This is a genomic window from Billgrantia hypersalina (assembly GCF_052584175.1).
This window is the reverse complement of the sequence record NZ_JBMIQI010000017.1, coordinates 45,646-65,553: the sequence shown is the minus strand read 5'-3', so window position 1 is coordinate 65,553 and position 19,908 is coordinate 45,646. Positions and strand designations below refer to the sequence as shown.

Here is a 19,908-nt window from a genome sequence, read left to right as displayed (position 1 = left end):
GAGTGGCATGATGCCATCAGTTGCGGCCAGCATGCCGTTGCAACTTCCTGTCGACAAGCGCATCGACTGGTGAAATGATTTCATGATCCCATCGGCCCAAGCGCATCATCGGGCCATCGATTTCCATTGCCGATTGTACTACGGCGTTGCCGCCGCCCCGGAGACTCTCATGACCGTCACATTGCGCCAGGCCCGCTCCCAGGACCTGGACGCGCTATATCGCCTGGAACAGGTGGCTTTCAGTGGCGATCGTTTCAGCCGCCGGCAGCTCTGGCACTTGCTGAATCGCGCTCATGCCGAGAGCCTGCTCGCCGAAGCCGAGGGGGATCGGCTGCTGGGATACGGTACCTTGTTGTTTCGTCGTGGTAGCCGTCGCGTGAGGCTTTACTCTTTCTGCGTGCATCCCGAGGCGCGGGGAAGCGGGCTGGGACGAAAGCTGCTCGAGGCGCTGGAGCGCCTGGCCGCCTCTCGCGAGTGCGAGTCAATGAGCCTCGAAGTCCGGGCGGACAATCGCATTGCGCTGGGCCTCTATCGACGCATGGGGTTTCGTCTGGAGCGCTGGCTGGACGACTATTACGAAGATGGCTGTGCCGGTTGGCAGATGAGCAAACCGCTCACCCTCTCGGCGGAAGCGCCTTCGGTATAGATGTCGAGGTGCGCATAGGTCACAGGAGGCTGATAGACTTTCCTGCACGACAGGGCAACCAGGGACAAACCATGCCTTCTTTCGACATCGTTTCCGAATACGACAAGCACGAAGCCAGCAATGCCGTGGACCAGGCCAACCGCGAGATCCAGAGCCGCTTCGACTTCAAGGGGGTCAAGGCCAGCTTCGAATTGAACGACGACACCGTGCTGCTCGAGGCCGAAGTCGACTTCCAGCTCAAGCAGATGCTCGACGTCCTGCGCAATCGCCTCATCGCGCGTGGCATCGATGCCCGGTGCATGGACGTGCAGGAGCCCGAGCTCTCCGGCGTGCGGGCCCGCCAGGACGTCAAGCTCAAGCAGGGCTTGGAGCAGAAGGAGGCCAAGGATATCGTCAAGCGCATCAAGGACAGCAAGCTCAAGGTGCAGGCCCAGATCCAGGGTGACAAGGTGCGCGTCACCGGAAAGAAGCGTGACGATCTTCAGGATGTCATCGCCATGCTGCGTGGCGAGGACGGTCCTGACCTGGCTCTCCAATTCGATAACTTCCGCGATTGACTCCTCCGCCGACCCGGTAGGGGTCGGGTGGGGCTAGGCAAGTGCAGTGGCACCTTGAACCCTTGAAAACCGACGAGGCGCCACCAGTTTTCCTCATGCAGGAGCAGAGCCGATAAGGCCTGCCCGATGCGTCACATTGTGTTTGTCTTAAACAGGAGGTGGCGTATGAATCTGCAGAAGTTCTCTCCCTGGAACTGGTTCAAGAGCGAACGCACCGACGCCGATGCGCCGGCGCCCGTGGAACCTCGGCAAGGCGAGCTTTCGCCGCTGGTGGGCATGCACCAGGAACTCGATCGCTGGATGGATAACGTCATGCGTCAGTTCGGCATGCCCTCCCTGCAGAGCCGTCTCGGTGATATGCCGAGTCTACTGAGACCGCAGCTCGATATCGCCGAGCGGGATGAGGAGTATGTGATCAGCGTCGAGGTACCCGGAGTGGAGGAGAAGGACATCAAGCTCTCGCTGGACGACGATCGTCTCGTCATCGAGGGCGAGAAGCGACAGGAGAGCAGCGCCAGGGAAGACCGATATCAGCGCATCGAGCGCTCTTACGGCAGCTTTCGCCGCGTACTGGACTTGCCCGTGGATGCTCGGCCCGAGGAGATCAAGGCTTCCTTCAGCCACGGCATCCTCAAGATACGGGTGCCCCGCAGCGGCGAAGTAACGCAGAATCGTCGTGAAATTCCCATTCAGTAAATGCGTGGGGTTCCTTCGGGCTCGCCTTCGGGCGGGCTTTTTCTTTTTCCGAACAGGTCCATAGCCTTAGCCGATTGGCCGTGCCAGGGTAGATAGGCTTCAATAGAAGACAGCGGACAAGACGCCGAACGGGAGTTTCCTGCATGCATTCGCTACGTCGCGCCTTCTATATCGGCCTGGCCTGGATCAGTTTCTCGCTGGGCGTGGTCGGCGTCTTCGTACCGCTGATGCCGACGACCTGCTTCATGCTCCTGGCTGTCTGGGCCGCCTCACGCGGCTCGCCGCGTTTCGCCCTTTGGATACGCGAACACCCACGATTCGGTCCCACCGTGCTGGCCTGGGAGGGGGAGCGTGCCATACCGCGACACGCCAAGTGGATCGCGGGAATCATGCTGGCGTTCTCAATCGTGGTGCTGTTGATGGCGCTCAGCCTGGTATGGCTCAAGCTGATGCTGACGACCGGCCTGGCGTTGCTGGGTGTGTGGATTGCGACGCGTCCCGAGCCCGGCCGTGTCGGCAGCGGCTCGGCGCGCCTCGTGCGCCGCTGAGTCCTTGCGCCTTTGAGGTTCGGCAGCGGGCAACCGTACAATGGCCATCGATCATGGACAGGAGCGTTCCCGATGTCTGAACCCAAGCCGACCTATCGACACGATTATCGGCCCCCCGCCTATCGTGCCACGCATACCGAGCTGAGCTTCGAGCTGGACCCCACGGCCACCCGCGTCCGGGCGTGCCTGCAGATGAAGCGACACCCCGAGAGCGAGGCCGAAGCGCCGCTGGAGCTCGACGGCGAGCAGCTGATTCTCAAGTCCATCGCCATCGATGGCCAGCCCCTGGCCGAAGATGAGTACACCGTTGGCGACAACGGGCTGACCGTGTATCGCCCCCCCATGCAGTTTCGCCTGGAGACGGAAGTGGAGATAGCGCCCAAGGAGAACACGGCGTTGGAAGGACTTTATCTCTCCAATGGGATGTACTGCACCCAGTGCGAAGCCGAGGGCTTTCGTCGCATCACTTTCTATCCCGACCGTCCGGACGTCATGGCGACCTTTTCCACTACCGTGATCGGCGACAAGGCGAGCCTGCCGGTGCTCCTCTCCAATGGCAACCCGGTGGAACAGGGCGAGTTGCCCGGTGGCAAGCACTTCGTCACCTGGAACGATCCCTTTCCCAAGCCCAGCTACCTGTTTGCCCTGGTGGCGGGTGACCTGCAGAAGGTCGAGGATCGCTTCACTACCGCGAGCGGACGCGAGGTCACGCTGCAGATCTGGGTCGAGGAAGAGAACCTGGGCAAGACCGACCACGCCATGGCGTCACTCAAGCGCGCCATGCGCTGGGACGAGGAAACCTACGGACGCGAGTACGACCTCGACCTGTTCATGATCGTGGCGGTCAACGACTTCAACATGGGCGCCATGGAGAACAAGGGGCTCAACATCTTCAACTCCGCGGCGGTACTGACCCATCCGCATACCGCGACCGATGCCGCCTTTCAGCGGGTCGAGAGCATCGTCGCCCACGAATACTTCCACAACTGGTCGGGAAACCGCGTCACCTGCCGCGACTGGTTCCAGCTCTCGCTGAAGGAGGGCTTTACCGTCTTTCGCGACCAGTGCTTCTCCGCGGACGTCAATTCCGCGCCGGTCAAGCGCATCGAGGACGTGGCCTTCTTCCGCACCACGCAGTTCGCCGAGGACGCCGGGCCCACCGCGCATCCGGTGCGCCCCGATCATTACATCGAAATCGGCAACTTCTACACCCTGACCATCTACGAGAAGGGTGCCGAAGTGGTCCGTATGCTGCGCAACCTGGTGGGCTGGGAAGCCTTCCGCCGCGGCAGCGATCTCTATTTCGAGCGCTTCGACGGCCAGGCGGTGACCATCGAGGATTTCGTCGGCTGCATGGCCGAAGCTTCAGGACAGGATCTCTCCCAGTTCATGTTGTGGTACTCCCAGGCCGGCACTCCCGAAATCGACGCTTATGGCGAGTACGATTACGCCAACGCCGAGTACCACCTGACCCTGCGCCAGCGCACTCCCGCCACGCCCGGACAGCACGAGAAGCAGCCCCTTCACATACCTGTTCGCATGGGCCTGGTGGGCACCAAGACGGGACGTGACCTCGCCCTCACGCTGGAGGGGGAATCGCTCGGCAGCGATGGTGTGATACATCTGCAAGAGGAAGAGCAGACCTTCGTCTTCACCGACGTGCCTGAGGCCCCGGTACCCTCCCTGCTGCGCGGTTTCTCGGCGCCAGTGCAACTGCGCTTCCCCTACGGCCGCGAAGACCTGGCCTTCCTGCTGGCCAATGACTCCGACGGTTTCAACCGCTGGGACGCCGGGCAGCGACTGGCCATGCTGGCGCTGGACGACCTGATCGCCGCTCACCGCAATGGGGTCGAGAAGGTCATGGACCCCCGCGTGGTCGAGGCCTTTCGGGCCCTGCTGGAGCGTGGCAGCGACGACAAGGCCGTGCTGGCCGAGATGCTGGCCCTGCCCAGTGAAGCCTATATCGCCGAGCAGCAACCGCTGGTGGACGTCGAAGCGATCCACGCCTCACGCAACTTCGTCAAGCAATCGCTTGCCGTGGCCCTGCGCGACGACTTTCTGCGCGTCTACGAGGAGAACCGCAGCGATGCGCCCTACGCGCCAGCGCCCGATCAGATTGCACAGCGCAGCCTGAAGAACGTGGCGCTCTCCTACCTGATGGTCATCGAAGATGAGCAGGCCATCGAACTCGCTCGCCAGCAGTTTGCCGCCGAGCACAACATGACGGACGTGCGCCATGCGCTGACACTGCTGACTCACAGTAGCCGCGACGACCTGGCAACTCCGGCCCTGCGCACCTTCGGCGAGAAGTGGGCCCACGACACTTTGGTAATGGACCAGTGGTTCGCCATCCAGGTCACCCGGCCGCAGACCGATGCCCTCGAGCGGGTCAAGCATTTGATGGCACATCCCGCCTTCTCGCTGAAGAACCCCAACAAGGTGCGTGCGCTGATCGGCACCTTTGCCAACCAGAACCGCATCAACTTCCATCGTGCCGATGGCGAGGGTTACCGGCTGCTGGCCGATGTGGTGATCGAACTCAACCGGCTCAATCCCGAGATTGCCGCGCGTCTGGTCACGCCGCTGACCCGCTGGCAGCGTTTCGACGAAACGCGCCAGCAGTTGATGAAAGGCGAACTCGAGCGCATCCGGGCCGAAAAGCTCTCGCCCAATGTCTACGAGGTGGTCGAAAAGGCTCTTGCCTAGCCAAGGGTCGCACTGAAGTCGATAAACAAGCGCCGCCCATCGGGCGGCGCTTTCGTTCGGGACGCCTGGGCTTAATAGATCAGCCAGCTCAGGACGGTGACGCCCAGGATGGCCCAGATCAGCGTGGCGAACAGGCGTCGGCGCAGCAGTGCCCGCAGAGCGAGATAAAGCAGCCACAGCCCGAGCAACAGTACCACCAGGCTGACGATCGTGGCCGGGATGCCCAGTGCGTTCGCCAGGCCGTCGAAGAAGCCCCGGGCGGAGGCACCCAGATTGTGAAAGAAGACGAGCAGCAGGTCGACCACGAAGCGAATGATCTCGCCCAGGGTACGACCCAGCCAGGTGAAGAAGTCTTGCATGGGCTTGTCCGGTCGGCTTACTCGATCATGTCGAGAACGGTGCCTACGATATCATCCATGGTGACCAAGCCAACCAACTTATTGTCATCCAGCACCAGTACCCGCTTGACCACGCTGTCGGTCATCAGGCTGGCGACATGGCGTACATCCAGGGACTCCCCCACACCGATGGCGGGTTTGGCACAGACGTCATAGACGTTGATCAGGTCGATGTCTCCGTTCTCGGCGACGATGGTCTTGAGAATATTGGTGTAGGTGATCAGCCCCCAGGCGTCATGGGGATCCTGCTGCTCCACCACCAGGCTTTTCAGGTTATGGCGCTTCATCAGGCTGAGCGCATCGCGAAGCGTAGCAAAGGGGGATACCGTCACCACGTCACGGTTCATGATGTCCTTGACCAGCATTTTTTTATCTCCAGCAACACGTTCGTTCAGACATCTTGCCTGAGGCGCTCTTCGAAGCGTTTGACCTGTGCCAAGTCGATACCGCCGAGGTGTTCTACCGGCAGCGTCATGACCAGCCCTCTCGACTCCTCGCCAGTGGGATTGAGCACCTGGCGTATCGCCTTGAGTACTTTGAGCGAGAGGCTCTTCTCCAAGGTCATCAGCATGATGCTCTGGCTGCCCTCGTAGGTCAGCCCGAAGAAAGTCTTCTTGCGCTCGCCGCCGATGCCGCGTCCGCTCATCAGCGTCATCCCGACCGCTCCGGCTTCGGTGGCGGCATCGATGCACTCCTGCTCAAGATCCTCCGGGATGATGGCGACCAAAAGCGAAAACTTCATCTCGTCTTGCCTCCCCGCTGTGCCAGTTTTTCTACCAAAATGGCATAGCTCATTACGGTGACGATAGGAAAGATCGAGGCGAAGGCGATTAGCCCGAAACCGTCGATCAACACGTTACGTCCTTCGATCTGGCTGGCCAGCCCGATGCCCAGCGCGGTGACCAGTGGCACCGTCACCTCGGAGGTGGTCACGCCACCCAGGTCGAAGGCCAGCGCCACGATATAGCGGGGCGCCATGGCGGTGAGGACGATCACCAGCGCATAACCACCGGTAATGTAATAGTGGATGGAATCGCCGCTGATGATGCGGTGTACCCCAATGGTTATGCCGATGGCCACACCCAGTGCTACGAGCAGGCGTATGACGTTGCCCTGAAGCTTGCCGGCGGCGGCTTCCTCGGCCTGGTTGCCGATGGCGATCAATGCCGGTTCGGCCATGGTCGTGGCGAAGCCGATGCAGAAAGCGAACAGATAGACCCATATCCAGCGGTCATATTCGATCAGTTGTTCGGCCATGCTCCGCCCGATGGGAAACAGACCGAGCTTGAGTCCGACCACGAAAGCGTAGAGGCCCACGATCACCAGGGCGAAGCCCACGCTAACCCTCATCGGGCTGGCCAGAGGGCGACGTAGCACGGCGTATTGAAAAAAGAGGATCACCAAAATGATGGGCAGCACATCGCGCAACATGCTGAAAAGATCAAGGAGCATGGCCAAGGGCCCCGGCGGCGGGGAGGCATCGCTACCATCGATCAGCAGGTCAGCGCCTGCCTGGAGTGTCTCGGGTTCGGCATAGACCAGAATGCCATAGAGCTGCACACTGATCATCGGCACCATGACAGCCAGCGCCACCAGGCCGAAGCCGTCGGTCAGCGGATTGCGGCCGCGGATAGACGAGGCCAGACCGATGCCCAGCGCGGCGATCAGCGGCACGGTGACGATATTGGTGGTCACGCCGCCGGAATCATAGGCCAGTCCGACGATCTCTTCGGGGGCGAAGAAAGTCACCATCACCACCAGTACGTAGCCGACGATCATGTACCAGTGCAGCGGATGTCCCAAGACGACGCGAAACACGCCCAGTGACATGACCAGGCCCACCGAACTTGCCACGATCAGACGCAACGTCAGGCCATCGATGCGGCCGTCACTGATGGTGGCGGCCTGTTCGGCTACCGCGATCAGGGCCGGTTCCGCCACGACTGCCGAGAAACCGATGGCAAAGCCGAACAACATCAACAGCGGCATGGAGCCGCGCCGAGTGAACTGGTTGGCGAGCCGCTTGCCGACAGGAAAGATGCTCAGCTCGAGTCCTTGCAGAAAAAGTGCCACGCCGATGGCAACGATCAACAAGCCCCCGGCCATGCCCAGCCCTCCGTCCGGCCACTCGCGCAGCAGCAGTGCCTGGAATGCGACCACGACCACGATGATCGGTAGCAGGTTACGCAGGGCATGGGACAATGCGTGCAGAAAATCCTTGAACTGCTCTACCAAGACCGACTCCCTGGCATTGATCGGTTGGGCAAGATCTGCCGCAGTAAGCACAGGCGTTGGCTGGCTTGGGCGACGGCCTCACTATAACATCGGCCCATGACGTTGAGCAGGCGCTAATGCAGTCATGCCATTGATGTAAATCAAGCTCGGTTCGGACGGGGCGGGAGAAAGCGAATGAACGTGACATTGATCGTCGTGCTAATCGTGGTGGCGTTGCTGGTGATCTACGCCGTCAGCATTTACAACCGCCTGGTGGCGCTGAAGAATCGCTACCAGAACGCTTTCGCCCAGATCGAGGTGCAGCTCAAGCGCCGCTACGACCTGATTCCCAACCTGGTGGAAACCGCCCGGGCCTACATGGCTCATGAGCGCGAAACCCTGACCGCCGTGACCGAGGCACGCAATGCGGCACTGAGCGGACTGGAGTCGGCCGCCGCCCGACCGGGCGACCCCGGTGCAATGGCCGAGCTGGCTGGGGCCGAGGGCGCGCTGGGCGCTGCCCTGGGGCGGCTCAACGTGGTGATGGAGGCCTACCCGGACCTCAAGGCTTCCGACAACATGCGCCAGCTCTCCGAGACACTGACCAGTACCGAGAACCGCGTCGCCTTCGCCCGCCAGGCCTACAACGACGCGGTCATGCAATACAACACCTACCGGCAGAGCTTTCCGCCGGTGCTGCTGGCCGGTCCGCTGGGCCACCGCGAGGACGCGGCGCTGCTGGAGTTCGACGACAGCGCCGAGATCCAGGCGGCTCCCGACGTCCGCTTCTGACGGCGCGGGGCCATGGATTTCTTCGGTGCCCAGGCGCGTGCGCGGCGTCTGACCGCTTGGCTGGTCGTGCTGTTGCTCGTGGCCGTGATTGGCATGATCGCGGCGGCCGTTGCGGTGGTGGTGATTGCCATGGCGCTGCTCGATGGCGGTCAGCCAGGTGGTGATCCGTTGGCCCGGGCGCTCGATCCGTTGCTGCTCGGCAGCGTGGCCCTCGGGGTGGTGTTGGTGGTCGGGGCAGGTAGCCTGTCTCGCCACCTGCAGCTGCGGGCCGGCGGCGCGGCGGTGGCCGAAGCGCTGGGCGGCAGGCCGTTGAATGCCGCGACGCGCGATGCCGACGAACGCCGGCTGCTCAACATCGTCGAGGAGATGGCCATTGCCTCGGGGCTGCCGGTGCCGGCGGTCTACCTGCTCGATGAGCCCGGCATCAACGCCTTCGCTGCGGGTCATACGCCCCGGGATGCGGCCATCGGTGTCACCCGTGGCGCCATACGCACGCTTACGCGCGACGAGTTGCAGGGGGTGATTGCCCATGAATTCAGCCATGTCCTGCACGGCGACATGCGCCTCAATATGCGCCTCGTCGCATTGCTGTACGGCATCCTGGTGATCGGTCTCGTCGGTCGCATGCTGCTGAGAGGGATGGCGACACGGCGCGTGGTGCGTGGCTCACGCCGGGGCAACGGCCACGCGGTACTGCTCGGCGCCGGCCTTGCACTGATCGTGGTGGGCTTCGTCGGCACGTTATGCGGCAACCTGATCAAGGCGGCAGTAAGCCGGCAGCGAGAGTTCCTGGCCGACGCCAGTGCGGTGCAGTACACCCGCAACCCGGCTGGATTGGCGGGGGCTCTCAAGCGCGTAGCAGCGCATGCCCATGGCTCCGAACTCCGTGCAACCCGTGCCGAGGAGTTCAGCCACCTCTACTTCAGTCGCGGCCTGTCCGGACTGCGAGGGCTTACCGCCACCCATCCGCCCTTGACGACGCGTATTCACCGGCTCGAGCCCGACTGGGACGGCCGCCTGCCTGAACCGGACGCCGAGCGCGACCGAGCCGTCGAAGCCGATGAGATGAGGGCACCGGCTCAGGTTGCCAGGCTTGCCGGTCAGGGCTCCCGCGCCGTCAGCGGAGCGTTGTCACAGCGGATCGGCGAGCCGCGTGGCGAGGACCTGCGGCAGGCTCGCCGAGCCCTGGCCGGCGTCGACCCCCTGCTGGTCGAGGCCGCACACGAGCCCTTTGCCGCGCGTGCCGTGGTCTACGGCATCCTCATGGGGGCCGAGCCGGCCAGCCGCCGACGCCAGCGCGAGGTCTTGGTCGAAGCCGCCTTACCGGAAGTGCTGACGGAGCTCGACCGGCTCGCTCATGCGCTTGACGCGGTGAAGGCGGGTCAGCGGCTGGCACTCATCGAGCTCTGTTGGCCCGTATTGCGCCAACTCTCGGTGGCCCAATACGCCCGTTTTCGCGAATGCCTCGAGCGTCTGATGGCGGCCGAGCACCGTCCGGGTGCGCTGCAGTGGGCCCTGCATCGCCTGGTCGTGGCAGGCAGCGAGGGGGAATCCCCGCCGCAGCGCGGGCAGCGACTGCACCTGGCGCAGGTCGAAGGGGCGGTGGTCTGCCTGCTGTCGAGCCTGGCACTGGCGGGAAACCGTGAGCCGGCGCTGTCAGAGGTAGCCTTCGCCCAGGCGGCCGATGCACTGGAGCTGCCTCTGAATTTCGTCTCCCGGCCGGCGACGCCGGGGGAGCTCGACAGGGCCCTTGAACGTTGCCTGCTGCTGACCGAAGGCGAACGTGTCAGGTTGCTCGACGCCATGGCGAGTTGCGTTTTACACGACGGTCGGGTCCATCCTCAGGAAGCCGAACTGCTGCGGGCCGTGGCTTGGTCGCTTGGGTGTCCGCTGCCGCTGACCGTCATGGAGCGAGACGAATGAGGAGCGTTTCCGCTCGCTGCTGTCCAACATTTCATGAGACGCAGGATTCGGCGGCTTGCAGCGTCCGTCGGGCTCTGCTGGAATAAGCCCTTTTGCGGGTCTCATATGGATGGGAGAAGATGATGGCCAAGACACCCTGGATTCCGGCCGCCGCGGCCTTGACCCTTGCCCTGCTATTGACAGGCTGCGGGGATAACGGCGATGAGGCGAACGCGCCAGCCCAGGACGACGAGCCCGCGGCCGAATCGGCGCCAGCGAACGGGACAGAGCCCGAGGTAGAAGCCACAGAGGAGGAACCCGCGACCCCGCCCCCTGCTGAGGAAGACGAGCCGACGACCGAGGACGAGTCGATATCTGCCGGCGCGGAGGGGGAGGCGGCACTTGGCTCCGGTGACGAGGCCGAGCTCGAAAGCGAGACGCTGGGGGAGTCTCCCGTCGATACCCTGGAAGAAGGGGGTGCGCTACCGGGTGAGCCCACCCGCGACGATATTGAAGCGATACTCGAGGATACCGAGCGTCGCTTCGAGGAAGCACAGCGCCGGATCGATCAGCAATTTGAAGAGGCGGAGCAGCGTGGCCCCGAGCTCGAGCCGATGGAGAGTTCGTCGGAGCTCGACCTGCGCCTCGAGCCCATGGAAAGCGGCGAGGACGCCACCGCGTCCGACATCGAACGGGAGGCGGAACGTACCGGCGAGGTCACGCAATCCGACGTCGATGCCTGGCTGGAAGAGACCGAGCGTCGCTTCGAAGAGGCGCAGCGTGAGCTCGACGAGCAGTTTCAGGAAGCCGAACAGAGTGAACCGGGTGGCGATGCACCGCGCGTCGAAACCGAGGACGAGCAGTAACGGCCTGGCCCGACATGAAAAAGGCCCACTTGCAAAAGTGGGCCTTTCGTCTTGACACCGGACCCTCCTGGAGGGTCCGGCGCCGGGTCAACGGAGGAGTGGCCTCAGTTGGAAACCCGGATGTTGGAGGCCTGAAGGCCTTTCTTGCCCTGAGTCACTTCGAAGGTCACCTTCTGACCATCCTGCAGGGTCTTGAAGCCTTCAGCCTGAATCTCGGAGAAATGCGCGAACAGGTCATCACCGCCGTCGTCCGGAGAGATGAAGCCGTAGCCCTTGGTATCGTTGAACCACTTGACAGTGCCAGTTGCCATTGTCGATTTTCCTTGCTTACAGTTTGATCGTGCTGGGCACTCGGCAATACCGGGCCCGAAGTGCGAAGGCACGAGAAGAAAAAGTCCGCTTCAGTGCGTGGAACGCGCCATAAGAACGACTTTCTTTCCGGCCAGCGCAGCGGAAGCACACTCCAAGCATGCCAACCGCTCAATCCACTGTAGATAGAAAAAATCCGAGCGTCCAGAGAATCCGTTGTCTTATATTGGCAATGCTTCATGTACCACGAAGTTAACCCTGGAAGGCACCGGACAGGCGCAGCGCCTGGCTCCAGTCACTATCGATCACCGGAGTTACGTCATGCTGGATGCACAGTTCTGGCCCTTTCTGATCGCCATCACCCTTCTGTCGATGAGTCCGGGTGTCGACACCTTGCTGGTCATACGCAACACAGCACGCGGTGGAATACGCGATGGCGTACTCACCAGCCTTGCGATCTGCTGCGGCCTGTTCGTGCATGCCACGATCTCGGCGCTCGGCATTTCACTGATCCTGCTGCAGTCGGCCTGGGCTTTCAGTGCGCTCAAATTGGTGGGCTCGGCCTACTTGATGTGGCTGGGCATGAACGGCCTGATGGCCGCTTGGCGTGGCGGTGGGCTGCCGTTGGGTGCGGTGCAGGGTGAGCGACGCACCGTGCCGGTATGGCGACCTTTGCGCGAGGGGTTGCTGTCCAACGTGCTCAACCCCAAGACCGTGGTCTTCTACATGGCTTTCCTGCCCCAATTCATCGCCCCGACGGACCCGGCGTTGCTCAAGTCGCTATGGCTAGCCGGGGTGCACTTCCTGGTCGCCAACCTCTGGCAGATCGCCATCGTGCTCATGGTCGGCAGCGCCGGTCGCTGGCTTGGCAGTCGGCTCTTCTCCCGTGCATTGAACGGGGCGACCGGCGCGGTACTGATTCTCTTCGGCGTCAAGCTGGCGCTGGAGCGTCAGCCAGCCTGACGCACAAGGGGGTCAGTTTCGGGCAAGCAACGACGCATCGTAGCGCACGGTCTTCTCCGCGTCGCTGAGCATCGACACGCCCTCGCTGCTTCCGCCGTTGGCCAGGCTTTCGAAGATCACCCGGTACGAGAGCACGGCCTGAACGTAGTCACGGGTTTCACGGAAGGGGATCGACTCGACGAACAGGTCGAACTCCTCGGGGGCATCGCGCAGCCAGCGGTCGACCCGGCCGGGTCCGGCGTTGTAGGCCGCCGCCGCGGCCAGACGGTTGCCCCGGTAGCGGTCGGTCATGTCGCGGATATAGGTACTGCCCAGGCGAATGTTGAGCTCAGGGTCTAGCACGCCGTGGGGGCCGGGGTCGCTGATGCCGAGCTGGCGGCTGAGCAGCGTGGCCGTACCCGGCATGAGCTGCATGAGCCCTCGTGCCCCGGCAGGCGAGAGCGCCTGGGGGTTGTAGGCACTTTCGCGGCGGGCGATACCCATCAGCAGGTAGGGATCCACGCCGGTTTGCTGGCCCCAGCGCAGGAAGTGCTCGCGGTAGGCCTCGGGGAAGCGCCAGTCGAGCGCATCCCAGAGCTGGGCGGTGATGGTTGTCTGTACCAGGCGCGCATGCCAGCCCCGCCGCTCGGCGTAGTCGGCCAGTGCCCTCACCTCGCGGGGGGAGGCAGTGGCGGCGGCGTGTAACCACTCGCTGTTGGCCAGGCCCTCCTCGCCGATCCGCAGCAACGCCTCGGTGCGCTGAACGGCTGGCCAGCCTGCCACCTCGTCGCGGAATGCATCGTCGAAACGGCTGCGGTCCAGGTTCAGGGAGTACGGCCGGTCGATGCGATCGGCGGCGGCGAACCCGAAGAAGCTGCGCTCCTGTGCCGCGCGTGCGTATGCCACGTCGGCCCGCTCCGGGTCGCCCAGTTGTTCATGCGCGCGCGCCTTCCAATACTGCCAGCGGCCCTCGTCGCGGGCGTCTTCCGGCAGGTGGTCGACCCAGCGCAGCACGTCGCGCCAGTCGCGATGGGCCAAGGCGTGACGGATGCGCAGTTCAAGCACGCGGGTGGTGCCGATTCGAGGCAGGGCCTCGTCGACCCAGCCCAAGTTGTGGTCGATATCACGAACCAGGGAATAGAAGGCAAGATCCTCTTCGATGGCGTGGCGATCGTCCTCTTCGATCGGCAGGTGCGGCGCGATCTTGCGCCATGCCTCCATCGCGGCCTCGGTGTCGGCGCGTATGAAACCTCGCATGGCGGTGACGAACAGCGGACCGCTGCCACGGCACTCGGGACCGATACAGGTGGGAACGCGTGTGATGTCGGCGTAGCGTTGCTGCAACCGCTCAACGGCATCGCGGCCGTCCTGCCAACGGCTGTCGAGCAGCCGGCCCAGGTAGCTGACCAGGCCGGTTTCGCCTCGCTCCCAGGCCAGCATCTTGCGCTCCCAGATATCGAATTCGTCGATCTCGCCGCTGGCGCGTAGGCGATTGAACAAGGTGTCGCAGGCCGACGGCTGCGAATGGCCTACACGCCACAGTTCGCGGCCACCCTCGGCGGCTGCCTGCGGATCGCTGCCGTACAGCGCCGTGTAGTAGTGGCACTCTCGCTCGGTGCCGCTGGGCGTGCCATCGGCCACGGCCAGCAGACTGCCGTAGCGACCGGCATCGCCATAGCGAATGATCGCCTGGCTGCGCATCCAGTCGGCGAGAGGTGAGTCCCGGTGGCGCTCGATGAAATCCAGCACCTGACCGGGCTCGGCCTGGGGCAGACGGCTGCGCAGACGGTGGTACTCCACGTAGCCTTCCAGCACGTGGCCGCTTATCGCGGCCTCGTCGATACGCTCCCATTGCTGATTGCGAGCGGCTTCGAGCGCGTCGCGCATGGCATTGTCGTCGGCCTGGCCGACCAGCGGCAGGCACAGCAGGGTGGTGATGACCAGAACGCGGCGTTGCCGCAGGTACTGCCTTAGGCGGAGCATCGGCGACATGGGACTACCTCGTGCGAATCGCGAGCGGTGTTGACGACATGGTGGCCGATCGACGCCAGCTTGAGAAGTGTCGTCCCACTCCGACAGGTTTTGCAGGTAGGCGTTCGGCCGAGGATCGCCTATCGTGAAAGCCGAAGGCGGCATCGGCGAAACGAGGAGGGATGCGAAGCGTGAAACCCTGGAACATTGTGGGGCGGTTGCGCCGCCGCTCGCGGGCGCTTGGCCATATCGCACGAGCCCTCAAGCTGTTCATGCCCATGTGCCGTGACGTGGTGAAAGGGCGCTACCGGCCCCCGCCCTGGGCGGCCTTCGGCTGGATGCTGGCGGCGTTGGCCTATTTGCTCTCGCCGCTGGACCTGATTCCCGACTGGCTGCTGCTGATTGGTGTCGTCGATGACCTGGTGATCGTCGGATGGCTGTTGAGTCGGGTCGACCGCAGCCTGGAAGCCTACCGCGCCTGGCGGGGACTTCCCATCGCAGAGAAGGGGGACGACGGCAAGTAAACTTGATACGATCGTTTGAAACCCACCCCTTGCGAGGCCTCGCCATGCCCAATCCAGAGTCCCCCACCGCTGACGCATGGCAAACCGCCCTGGCGCGCTTCGTGGCCGTGATTCCGCATACCCGGCAGTTGGGGCTCGAAGTCGTTTCCGTCGCTCCGCCCGAAGTGACCATGCGCCTGCCCTGGCGTGACACCTTACTGGGCGATACCGAGCGAGGGCTGGTACATGGCGGCGTGCTGACCATGCTACTGGATACCGTTTGCGGCTCGGCGGTGCTGTGCGGGCTGCCGGCGCCGGAAGTCTGTCCGACGCTCGACCTGCGCGTCGATCACTATCGGCCGGCGCAAGCGGGCAGGGCGATCATGGCCGAAGCACGGGTGCTGAGAGTGACGAATGCCATGGTTTTCACCGAGGGCACGCTGTGGCAGGAGCCCGGGAGGCCCATCGCCCGTGGCATAGGCAACTTCGTCCGCCTGGGAGAGCGCAATACGCCCGAGGGCTTTGCCGAGGCGTTGTTTGCGGAGGCCGATCATGCCTGAAGGTTTTCATGACGTGGCCTGGATGACCCGCACCCGCGCCCAGGGCGACGTTGCCGCCTGGCTGGAGCGGCTTCCCTATGCGCGACATCTCGGCGTGTCGGCCTCCGTGGATGCCGCCGGCGATGGCCTGGTCTTCCATCTCGAGCCGCGAGAGCACAACATCGGCAATATCCTGTTGCCCGCGCTGCATGGCGGCGTGGTAGCGGCCTTCATGGAAACCGCGGGCACTCTCGATCTGATGCTGTCGGCACGTGAGCCGCGACTGCCACGCATCGTCGACTTCTCCATCGACTATTTGCGCACGGCCCGGGTGGTACCCACCCACGCCCGTTGTCGCCTGCTGCGCGAGGGACGACGCCTGGCCAACGTGCAGGTCACTGCCTGGCAGGAAGCGGAGGATCGGCCGGTGGCCACGGCCCGTTTGCATCTGGTGCTGGCTACGCTGGAGCCGAGCGACGCTTGAAAAGCTGAAGTCGGACCCCATATCGCTGAACAGTTCAGAAAACGGCGGCGCGCCACGCGTCGCCGCGGGTTCAAGCCATGAGGTAACCGATCCATGTCCACGACCGCTCACGAGGAAACCCTCGGCTTCCAGACCGAGGTGAAGCAACTGCTGCACCTGATGATCCACTCCCTGTACTCCAACCGGGAGATCTTCCTGCGCGAGCTGATTTCCAATGCCGCCGACGCCTGCGACAAGCTGCGCTATGCCGCCCTGGACAATGACGCCCTGTATGAAGGCGACAGTGAGCTGCGCATCGAGATCGAGCATGACGCCAAGGCCGGTACCGTCACCGTGCGTGACAACGGCATCGGCATGAACCGCGACGAAGTGATCCAGAACCTGGGCACCATTGCACGCAGCGGTACCGCGGAGTTCCTCAAGCAGCTATCCGGCGAGCAGCAGAAGGACGCGCGGCTGATCGGCCAGTTCGGCGTGGGTTTCTACTCCAGCTTCATCGTCGCCGACGAGGTGACGGTGCGCACCCGCAAGGCGGGCACCGATAAGGAGGCAGGCGTCGAGTGGCGTTCGAAGGGCGAGGGGGAGTTCACCGTTGCCGATGTCGAGTGCGAAGCGCACGGCACGGAAATCGTCTTGCACCTGAAGAAGGACGCCAAGGAATTCGCCGACGATTTCCGTCTGCGTAGCCTGGTGCGCAAGTACTCCGACCACATCGAGGTGCCGGTGCGCATGCCCAAGGTCGAGACGGCCAAGGACGACGACGGCAATGAGATCGAAGGCAGCGAGGTCACCACCTGGGAGACCGTCAACGAGGCCACGGCGCTGTGGGTGCGGCCCAAGAGCGAGATTTCGGACGACGAGTACAAGGCCTTCTACAAGCACGTGGCCCACGACTTCAGCGATCCGCTGACGTGGAGCCACAACAAGGTCGAAGGCAAGCTCGAGTACACCAGCCTGCTCTACGTGCCGGGGCGAGCGCCGTTCGATCTTTATGAGCGCGACGGTTCACGCGGGGTCAAGCTCTACGTCCAGCGTGTCTTCATCATGGATGACGCCGAGCAGTTCCTGCCGCTCTACCTTCGCTTCATCAAGGGCGTGCTGGATACCCGGGAGCTGTCGCTCAACGTCTCGCGCGAGTTGCTGCAGCAGGACCCCAAGGTCGAGAAGATCAAGGGCGCGCTGACCAAGCGGGCGCTGGACATGCTGAAAAAGCTGGCCAAGGACCCGGAGGCCTACCAGACTTTCTGGAACACTTTCGGTAGCGTGCTCAAGGAGGGCCCGGCCGAGGATTACGCCAACCGCGAAAAGATCGCCGCGCTGCTGCGCTTCTCCTCCACCCATACCGACAGCGCCACCCAGGACCAGTCGCTGGCCGACTACGTCGCGCGCATGAAGGAGGGCCAGGAAAAGATCTACTACATCGTCGCCGACGGCTTCAACGCGGCGAAGTCGAGCCCGCATCTGGAAATCTTCCGCAAGAAGGGCATCGAGGTGCTGCTGCTGCACGATCGTATCGACGAGTGGCTGATGAGCCACCTGCACGAATTCGAGGGCAAGCGCTTCGTCGACGTGGCCAAGGGCGAACTCGACCTCGGCGAGATCGAGGGCGAGGAGGAGAAAAAGGCCCAGGAGGAAACCGCCAAGGCCAAGGAGGATCTGGTCAAGCGGGTCAAGGAGGCCTTGGGCGACGCGGTGCAGGAGGTCAAGGTGACCCATCGCCTGACCGATTCGCCGGCCTGCGTGGTGCTGCCCGAGCACGAGATGGGCTACCAGATGCGCCGCATCATGGAAGCTGCCGGGCAGAAGATGCCCGAGGTCAAGCCGATCCTCGAGCTCAACCCGGCGCATGCGCTGGTAGCGCGGCTCGAAGGGGCCGAAGGCGAGCGCTTCGACGACCTGGCCCAGGTGCTGCTCGACCAGGCGATCATCGCCGAAGGTGGGCATCTCGACGACCCCGCCGCCTATGTGCGCCGCCTCAACGCCTTGTTGACGAACTGACCGATCTTCAGAACGACATCGCGACGAAACCACCCTTCAGGCCGCCTTCGGGCGGCCTTCTGCTTGCCTGCTTCAACCTGCCGATCCGCCCTTGACGTTAACGTCACCTTGGCATTTTTTCCGTGATTTCAGCTGCATAGTGTTACATTCAGGGAGAGTCGGAAGGCTGCGCTGCGGTTGTGCATCGCGGCACGCTCAGGTATGAATAACCGTTTGCCCTATTCGACTTTTCTATAACCATAAGGGAGATCCAACGTGAAGATTGGTGCACCCAAGGAGCTCGCCAAAGGAGAGGCGCGTGTCGCGCTGACCCCTGACAGTGCGCAGCTCATCCAGAAGCTTGGACACGAATGCCTGATTGAAACCCGGGCCGGCGTTGCTGCCGGTTTCGATGACGACGCCTATCGCGCGGCCGGCGTCACGGTGGTGGAGAGCGCCGACGCGCTCTGGCAAGCGTCCGAGGTCGTCATCAAGGTGCGCGAGCCCAGCGAAGAGGAGGCCGAGCGGCTGCGCGAAGGCCAGACCCTGATCAGTTTCTTCTGGCCGGCCCAGAACGAAGCGCTGCTCGAGAGGTGCCGGGCCAAGGGGGCATCCGTCGTCGCCATGGACATGGTGCCGCGGATCTCGCGAGCCCAGAAAATGGACGCCCTGTCCTCCATGGCCAATATCGCCGGCTACCGGGCGGTGATCGAGGCGGGCAACAACTTCGGGCGCTTCTTTACCGGCCAGGTAACGGCGGCCGGCAAGGTGCCGCCGGCCAAGGTGCTGGTGGTCGGTGCCGGTGTGGCGGGCCTTGCCGCCATCGGGACCGCCACCAGCCTGGGGGCGGTGGTGCGCGCCTTCGACGTGCGCCCCGAGGTGGCCGAGCAGATCGAGTCCATGGGCGCCGAGTTCCTCTTCCTCGACTTCGAGGATAGCCAGGACGGTTCCGGCACCGGGGGTTACGCGGCGCCCTCGAGCCCCGAGTTTCGCGAGAAGCAGCTGGCACTGTTCCGCGAGCAGGCGCCCGAGGTCGATATCGTCATCACCACGGCGCTGATTCCGGGCCGGCCGGCGCCCAAGCTGTGGCTCGAGGACATGGTCATGGCGATGAAACCCGGCTCGGTGATCGTCGATCTGGCGGCCGAGAAGGGGGGCAACTGCGACCTGACGCGCCCGGACGAGCGGGTCGTCACCGACAACGGCGTGATCGTGGTCGGCTATACCGACTTTCCTTCACGCATGGCGACGCAAGCCTCGCTGCTCTATTCCACCAACATTCGCCACATGCTCACCGACCTGACGCCAGAGAAGGACGGCACCATCGTCCACGACATGGAGGACGACGTCATCCGTGGCGCCACGGTGACCCACCAGGGCGAAATCACCTTCCCGCCGCCGCCGCCCAAGGTGAAGGCGATTGCCGCGGCGAAGCCCAAGCCCAAGGAGAAGGAGCCCACACCCGAGGAGAGGCGGGCTGCCGAACACGCTGCCTTCAAGGCCCAGACCAAGCGGCAGGCGACCCTGCTGGGCGCTGGCGGCTTGCTGATGTTGCTGCTCGGCCAGGTGGCTCCGGCCTCCTTCATGCAGCACTTCATCGTCTTCGTGCTGGCTTGCTTCGTCGGTTTCCAGGTGATCTGGAACGTCAGCCACTCACTGCACACGCCGCTGATGGCGGTCACCAATGCCATCTCGGGGATCATCATCCTCGGGGCGATACTGCAGATCGGGTCGGGAAACTGGCTCGTCGTGCTGATGGCGGCCATCTCGGTGCTGATCGCCACCATCAACATCGTGGGCGGCTTCCTGGTGACGCGCCGGATGCTCGCCATGTTCCAGAAATCGTAAGCGGCGGAGA

Annotated in this window: 20 protein-coding genes; 14 read left to right on the top strand and 6 right to left on the bottom strand. The window is 63.6% G+C overall.

The window, feature by feature from the left end:
* Positions 1 to 169 precede the first annotated feature (169 nt).
* From ACOJCM_RS13340 to pepN, 5 genes are all read left to right on the top strand, one after another.
* Entirely contained in the window at positions 170 to 646 is a 477-nt protein-coding gene (locus tag ACOJCM_RS13340; protein WP_445212549.1) for a GNAT family N-acetyltransferase, read from the top strand.
* Positions 647 to 717: 71 nt separating this feature from the next.
* A complete protein-coding gene (locus ACOJCM_RS13335) occupies positions 718 to 1,203 on the top strand; it encodes a YajQ family cyclic di-GMP-binding protein (protein WP_445212548.1) in 486 nt (161 codons plus the stop codon).
* A gap of 165 nt (positions 1,204 to 1,368) precedes the next feature.
* Entirely contained in the window at positions 1,369 to 1,899 is a 531-nt protein-coding gene (locus ACOJCM_RS13330) for an Hsp20/alpha crystallin family protein (protein WP_445212547.1), read from the top strand.
* Between the two features lie 143 nt (positions 1,900 to 2,042).
* A complete protein-coding gene (locus ACOJCM_RS13325) occupies positions 2,043 to 2,447 on the top strand; it encodes a YbaN family protein (protein ID WP_445212546.1) in 405 nt (134 codons plus the stop codon).
* A 72-nt stretch (positions 2,448 to 2,519) separates the two neighbouring features.
* Positions 2,520 to 5,153 (top strand): aminopeptidase N, encoded by a 2,634-nt coding sequence (gene pepN, locus ACOJCM_RS13320; RefSeq protein WP_445212545.1) that lies wholly within the window; start codon positions 2,520 to 2,522, stop codon positions 5,151 to 5,153.
* A 71-nt stretch (positions 5,154 to 5,224) separates the two neighbouring features.
* Here pepN and ACOJCM_RS13315 read toward each other — a convergent pair whose 3' ends face one another.
* Genes ACOJCM_RS13315 through ACOJCM_RS13300 form a run of 4 tightly spaced genes read right to left on the bottom strand, consistent with a single transcriptional unit; the run spans position 5,225 to position 7,786 of the window.
* On the bottom strand, positions 5,225 to 5,512 hold the full coding sequence (locus tag ACOJCM_RS13315; protein WP_445212544.1) for a hypothetical protein: 288 nt from the start codon (positions 5,510 to 5,512) through the stop codon (positions 5,225 to 5,227).
* A 17-nt stretch (positions 5,513 to 5,529) separates the two neighbouring features.
* Positions 5,530 to 5,916, bottom strand: coding sequence for a CBS domain-containing protein (locus ACOJCM_RS13310; RefSeq protein WP_445212543.1), 387 nt, complete (start codon positions 5,914 to 5,916; stop codon positions 5,530 to 5,532).
* Between the two features lie 26 nt (positions 5,917 to 5,942).
* Positions 5,943 to 6,293 (bottom strand): P-II family nitrogen regulator, encoded by a 351-nt coding sequence (locus tag ACOJCM_RS13305; RefSeq protein ID WP_445212542.1) that lies wholly within the window; start codon positions 6,291 to 6,293, stop codon positions 5,943 to 5,945.
* Positions 6,290 to 7,786 carry a DUF1538 domain-containing protein gene (locus tag ACOJCM_RS13300; protein ID WP_445212541.1) on the bottom strand — a complete coding sequence of 499 codons (1,497 nt, stop codon included), beginning with the start codon at positions 7,784 to 7,786 and terminating at the stop codon, positions 6,290 to 6,292. The genes ACOJCM_RS13305 and ACOJCM_RS13300 overlap by 4 nt, the downstream gene beginning before the upstream one ends.
* 174 nt (positions 7,787 to 7,960) lie before the next feature.
* Between ACOJCM_RS13300 and ACOJCM_RS13295 the strand changes: the two genes are divergently transcribed.
* From ACOJCM_RS13295 to ACOJCM_RS13285, 3 genes are all read left to right on the top strand, one after another.
* The gene (locus ACOJCM_RS13295) at positions 7,961 to 8,557 is read left to right on the top strand and encodes a LemA family protein (RefSeq protein WP_445212540.1); all 597 of its coding nucleotides are present in this window, start codon (positions 7,961 to 7,963) and stop codon (positions 8,555 to 8,557) included.
* A 12-nt stretch (positions 8,558 to 8,569) separates the two neighbouring features.
* Complete coding sequence (locus ACOJCM_RS13290; protein WP_445212539.1) at positions 8,570 to 10,480, top strand: M48 family metallopeptidase; 1,911 nt, start codon at positions 8,570 to 8,572, stop codon at positions 10,478 to 10,480.
* A gap of 122 nt (positions 10,481 to 10,602) precedes the next feature.
* A complete protein-coding gene (locus ACOJCM_RS13285; RefSeq protein ID WP_445212538.1) occupies positions 10,603 to 11,325 on the top strand; it encodes a hypothetical protein in 723 nt (240 codons plus the stop codon).
* A 104-nt stretch (positions 11,326 to 11,429) separates the two neighbouring features.
* On the opposite strand, the gene ACOJCM_RS13280 is transcribed toward ACOJCM_RS13285, so the two are convergent.
* Positions 11,430 to 11,636 (bottom strand): cold-shock protein, encoded by a 207-nt coding sequence (locus ACOJCM_RS13280; RefSeq protein WP_181514718.1) that lies wholly within the window; start codon positions 11,634 to 11,636, stop codon positions 11,430 to 11,432.
* 319 nt (positions 11,637 to 11,955) lie between these two features.
* On the opposite strand from ACOJCM_RS13280, the gene ACOJCM_RS13275 reads away from it, so the two are divergent.
* Positions 11,956 to 12,597 carry a LysE family translocator gene (locus ACOJCM_RS13275; protein WP_445212537.1) on the top strand — a complete coding sequence of 214 codons (642 nt, stop codon included), beginning with the start codon at positions 11,956 to 11,958 and terminating at the stop codon, positions 12,595 to 12,597.
* A 12-nt stretch (positions 12,598 to 12,609) separates the two neighbouring features.
* Here the strand turns inward: ACOJCM_RS13275 and ACOJCM_RS13270 are convergent, their stop codons facing one another.
* Positions 12,610 to 14,568: a transglycosylase SLT domain-containing protein gene (locus tag ACOJCM_RS13270; protein WP_445212536.1), complete on the bottom strand. Its 1,959-nt coding sequence runs from the start codon at positions 14,566 to 14,568 to the stop codon at positions 12,610 to 12,612.
* A 161-nt stretch (positions 14,569 to 14,729) separates the two neighbouring features.
* On the opposite strand from ACOJCM_RS13270, the gene ACOJCM_RS13265 reads away from it, so the two are divergent.
* From ACOJCM_RS13265 to ACOJCM_RS13245, 5 genes are all read left to right on the top strand, one after another.
* Complete coding sequence (locus tag ACOJCM_RS13265; RefSeq protein WP_445212535.1) at positions 14,730 to 15,071, top strand: YkvA family protein; 342 nt, start codon at positions 14,730 to 14,732, stop codon at positions 15,069 to 15,071.
* 44 nt (positions 15,072 to 15,115) lie between these two features.
* Positions 15,116 to 15,610: a PaaI family thioesterase gene (locus tag ACOJCM_RS13260; RefSeq protein ID WP_445212534.1), complete on the top strand. Its 495-nt coding sequence runs from the start codon at positions 15,116 to 15,118 to the stop codon at positions 15,608 to 15,610.
* On the top strand, positions 15,603 to 16,073 hold the full coding sequence (locus tag ACOJCM_RS13255; RefSeq protein WP_445212533.1) for a PaaI family thioesterase: 471 nt from the start codon (positions 15,603 to 15,605) through the stop codon (positions 16,071 to 16,073). Before ACOJCM_RS13260 ends, ACOJCM_RS13255 begins: the two co-directional genes overlap by 8 nt.
* Positions 16,074 to 16,166: 93 nt before the next feature.
* Positions 16,167 to 18,071 (top strand): molecular chaperone HtpG, encoded by a 1,905-nt coding sequence (gene htpG / locus ACOJCM_RS13250; protein WP_445212532.1) that lies wholly within the window; start codon positions 16,167 to 16,169, stop codon positions 18,069 to 18,071.
* A 255-nt stretch (positions 18,072 to 18,326) separates the two neighbouring features.
* Positions 18,327 to 19,898 (top strand): Re/Si-specific NAD(P)(+) transhydrogenase subunit alpha, encoded by a 1,572-nt coding sequence (locus ACOJCM_RS13245; RefSeq protein ID WP_445212531.1) that lies wholly within the window; start codon positions 18,327 to 18,329, stop codon positions 19,896 to 19,898.
* The last annotated feature ends 10 nt before the right edge of the window (positions 19,899 to 19,908 follow it).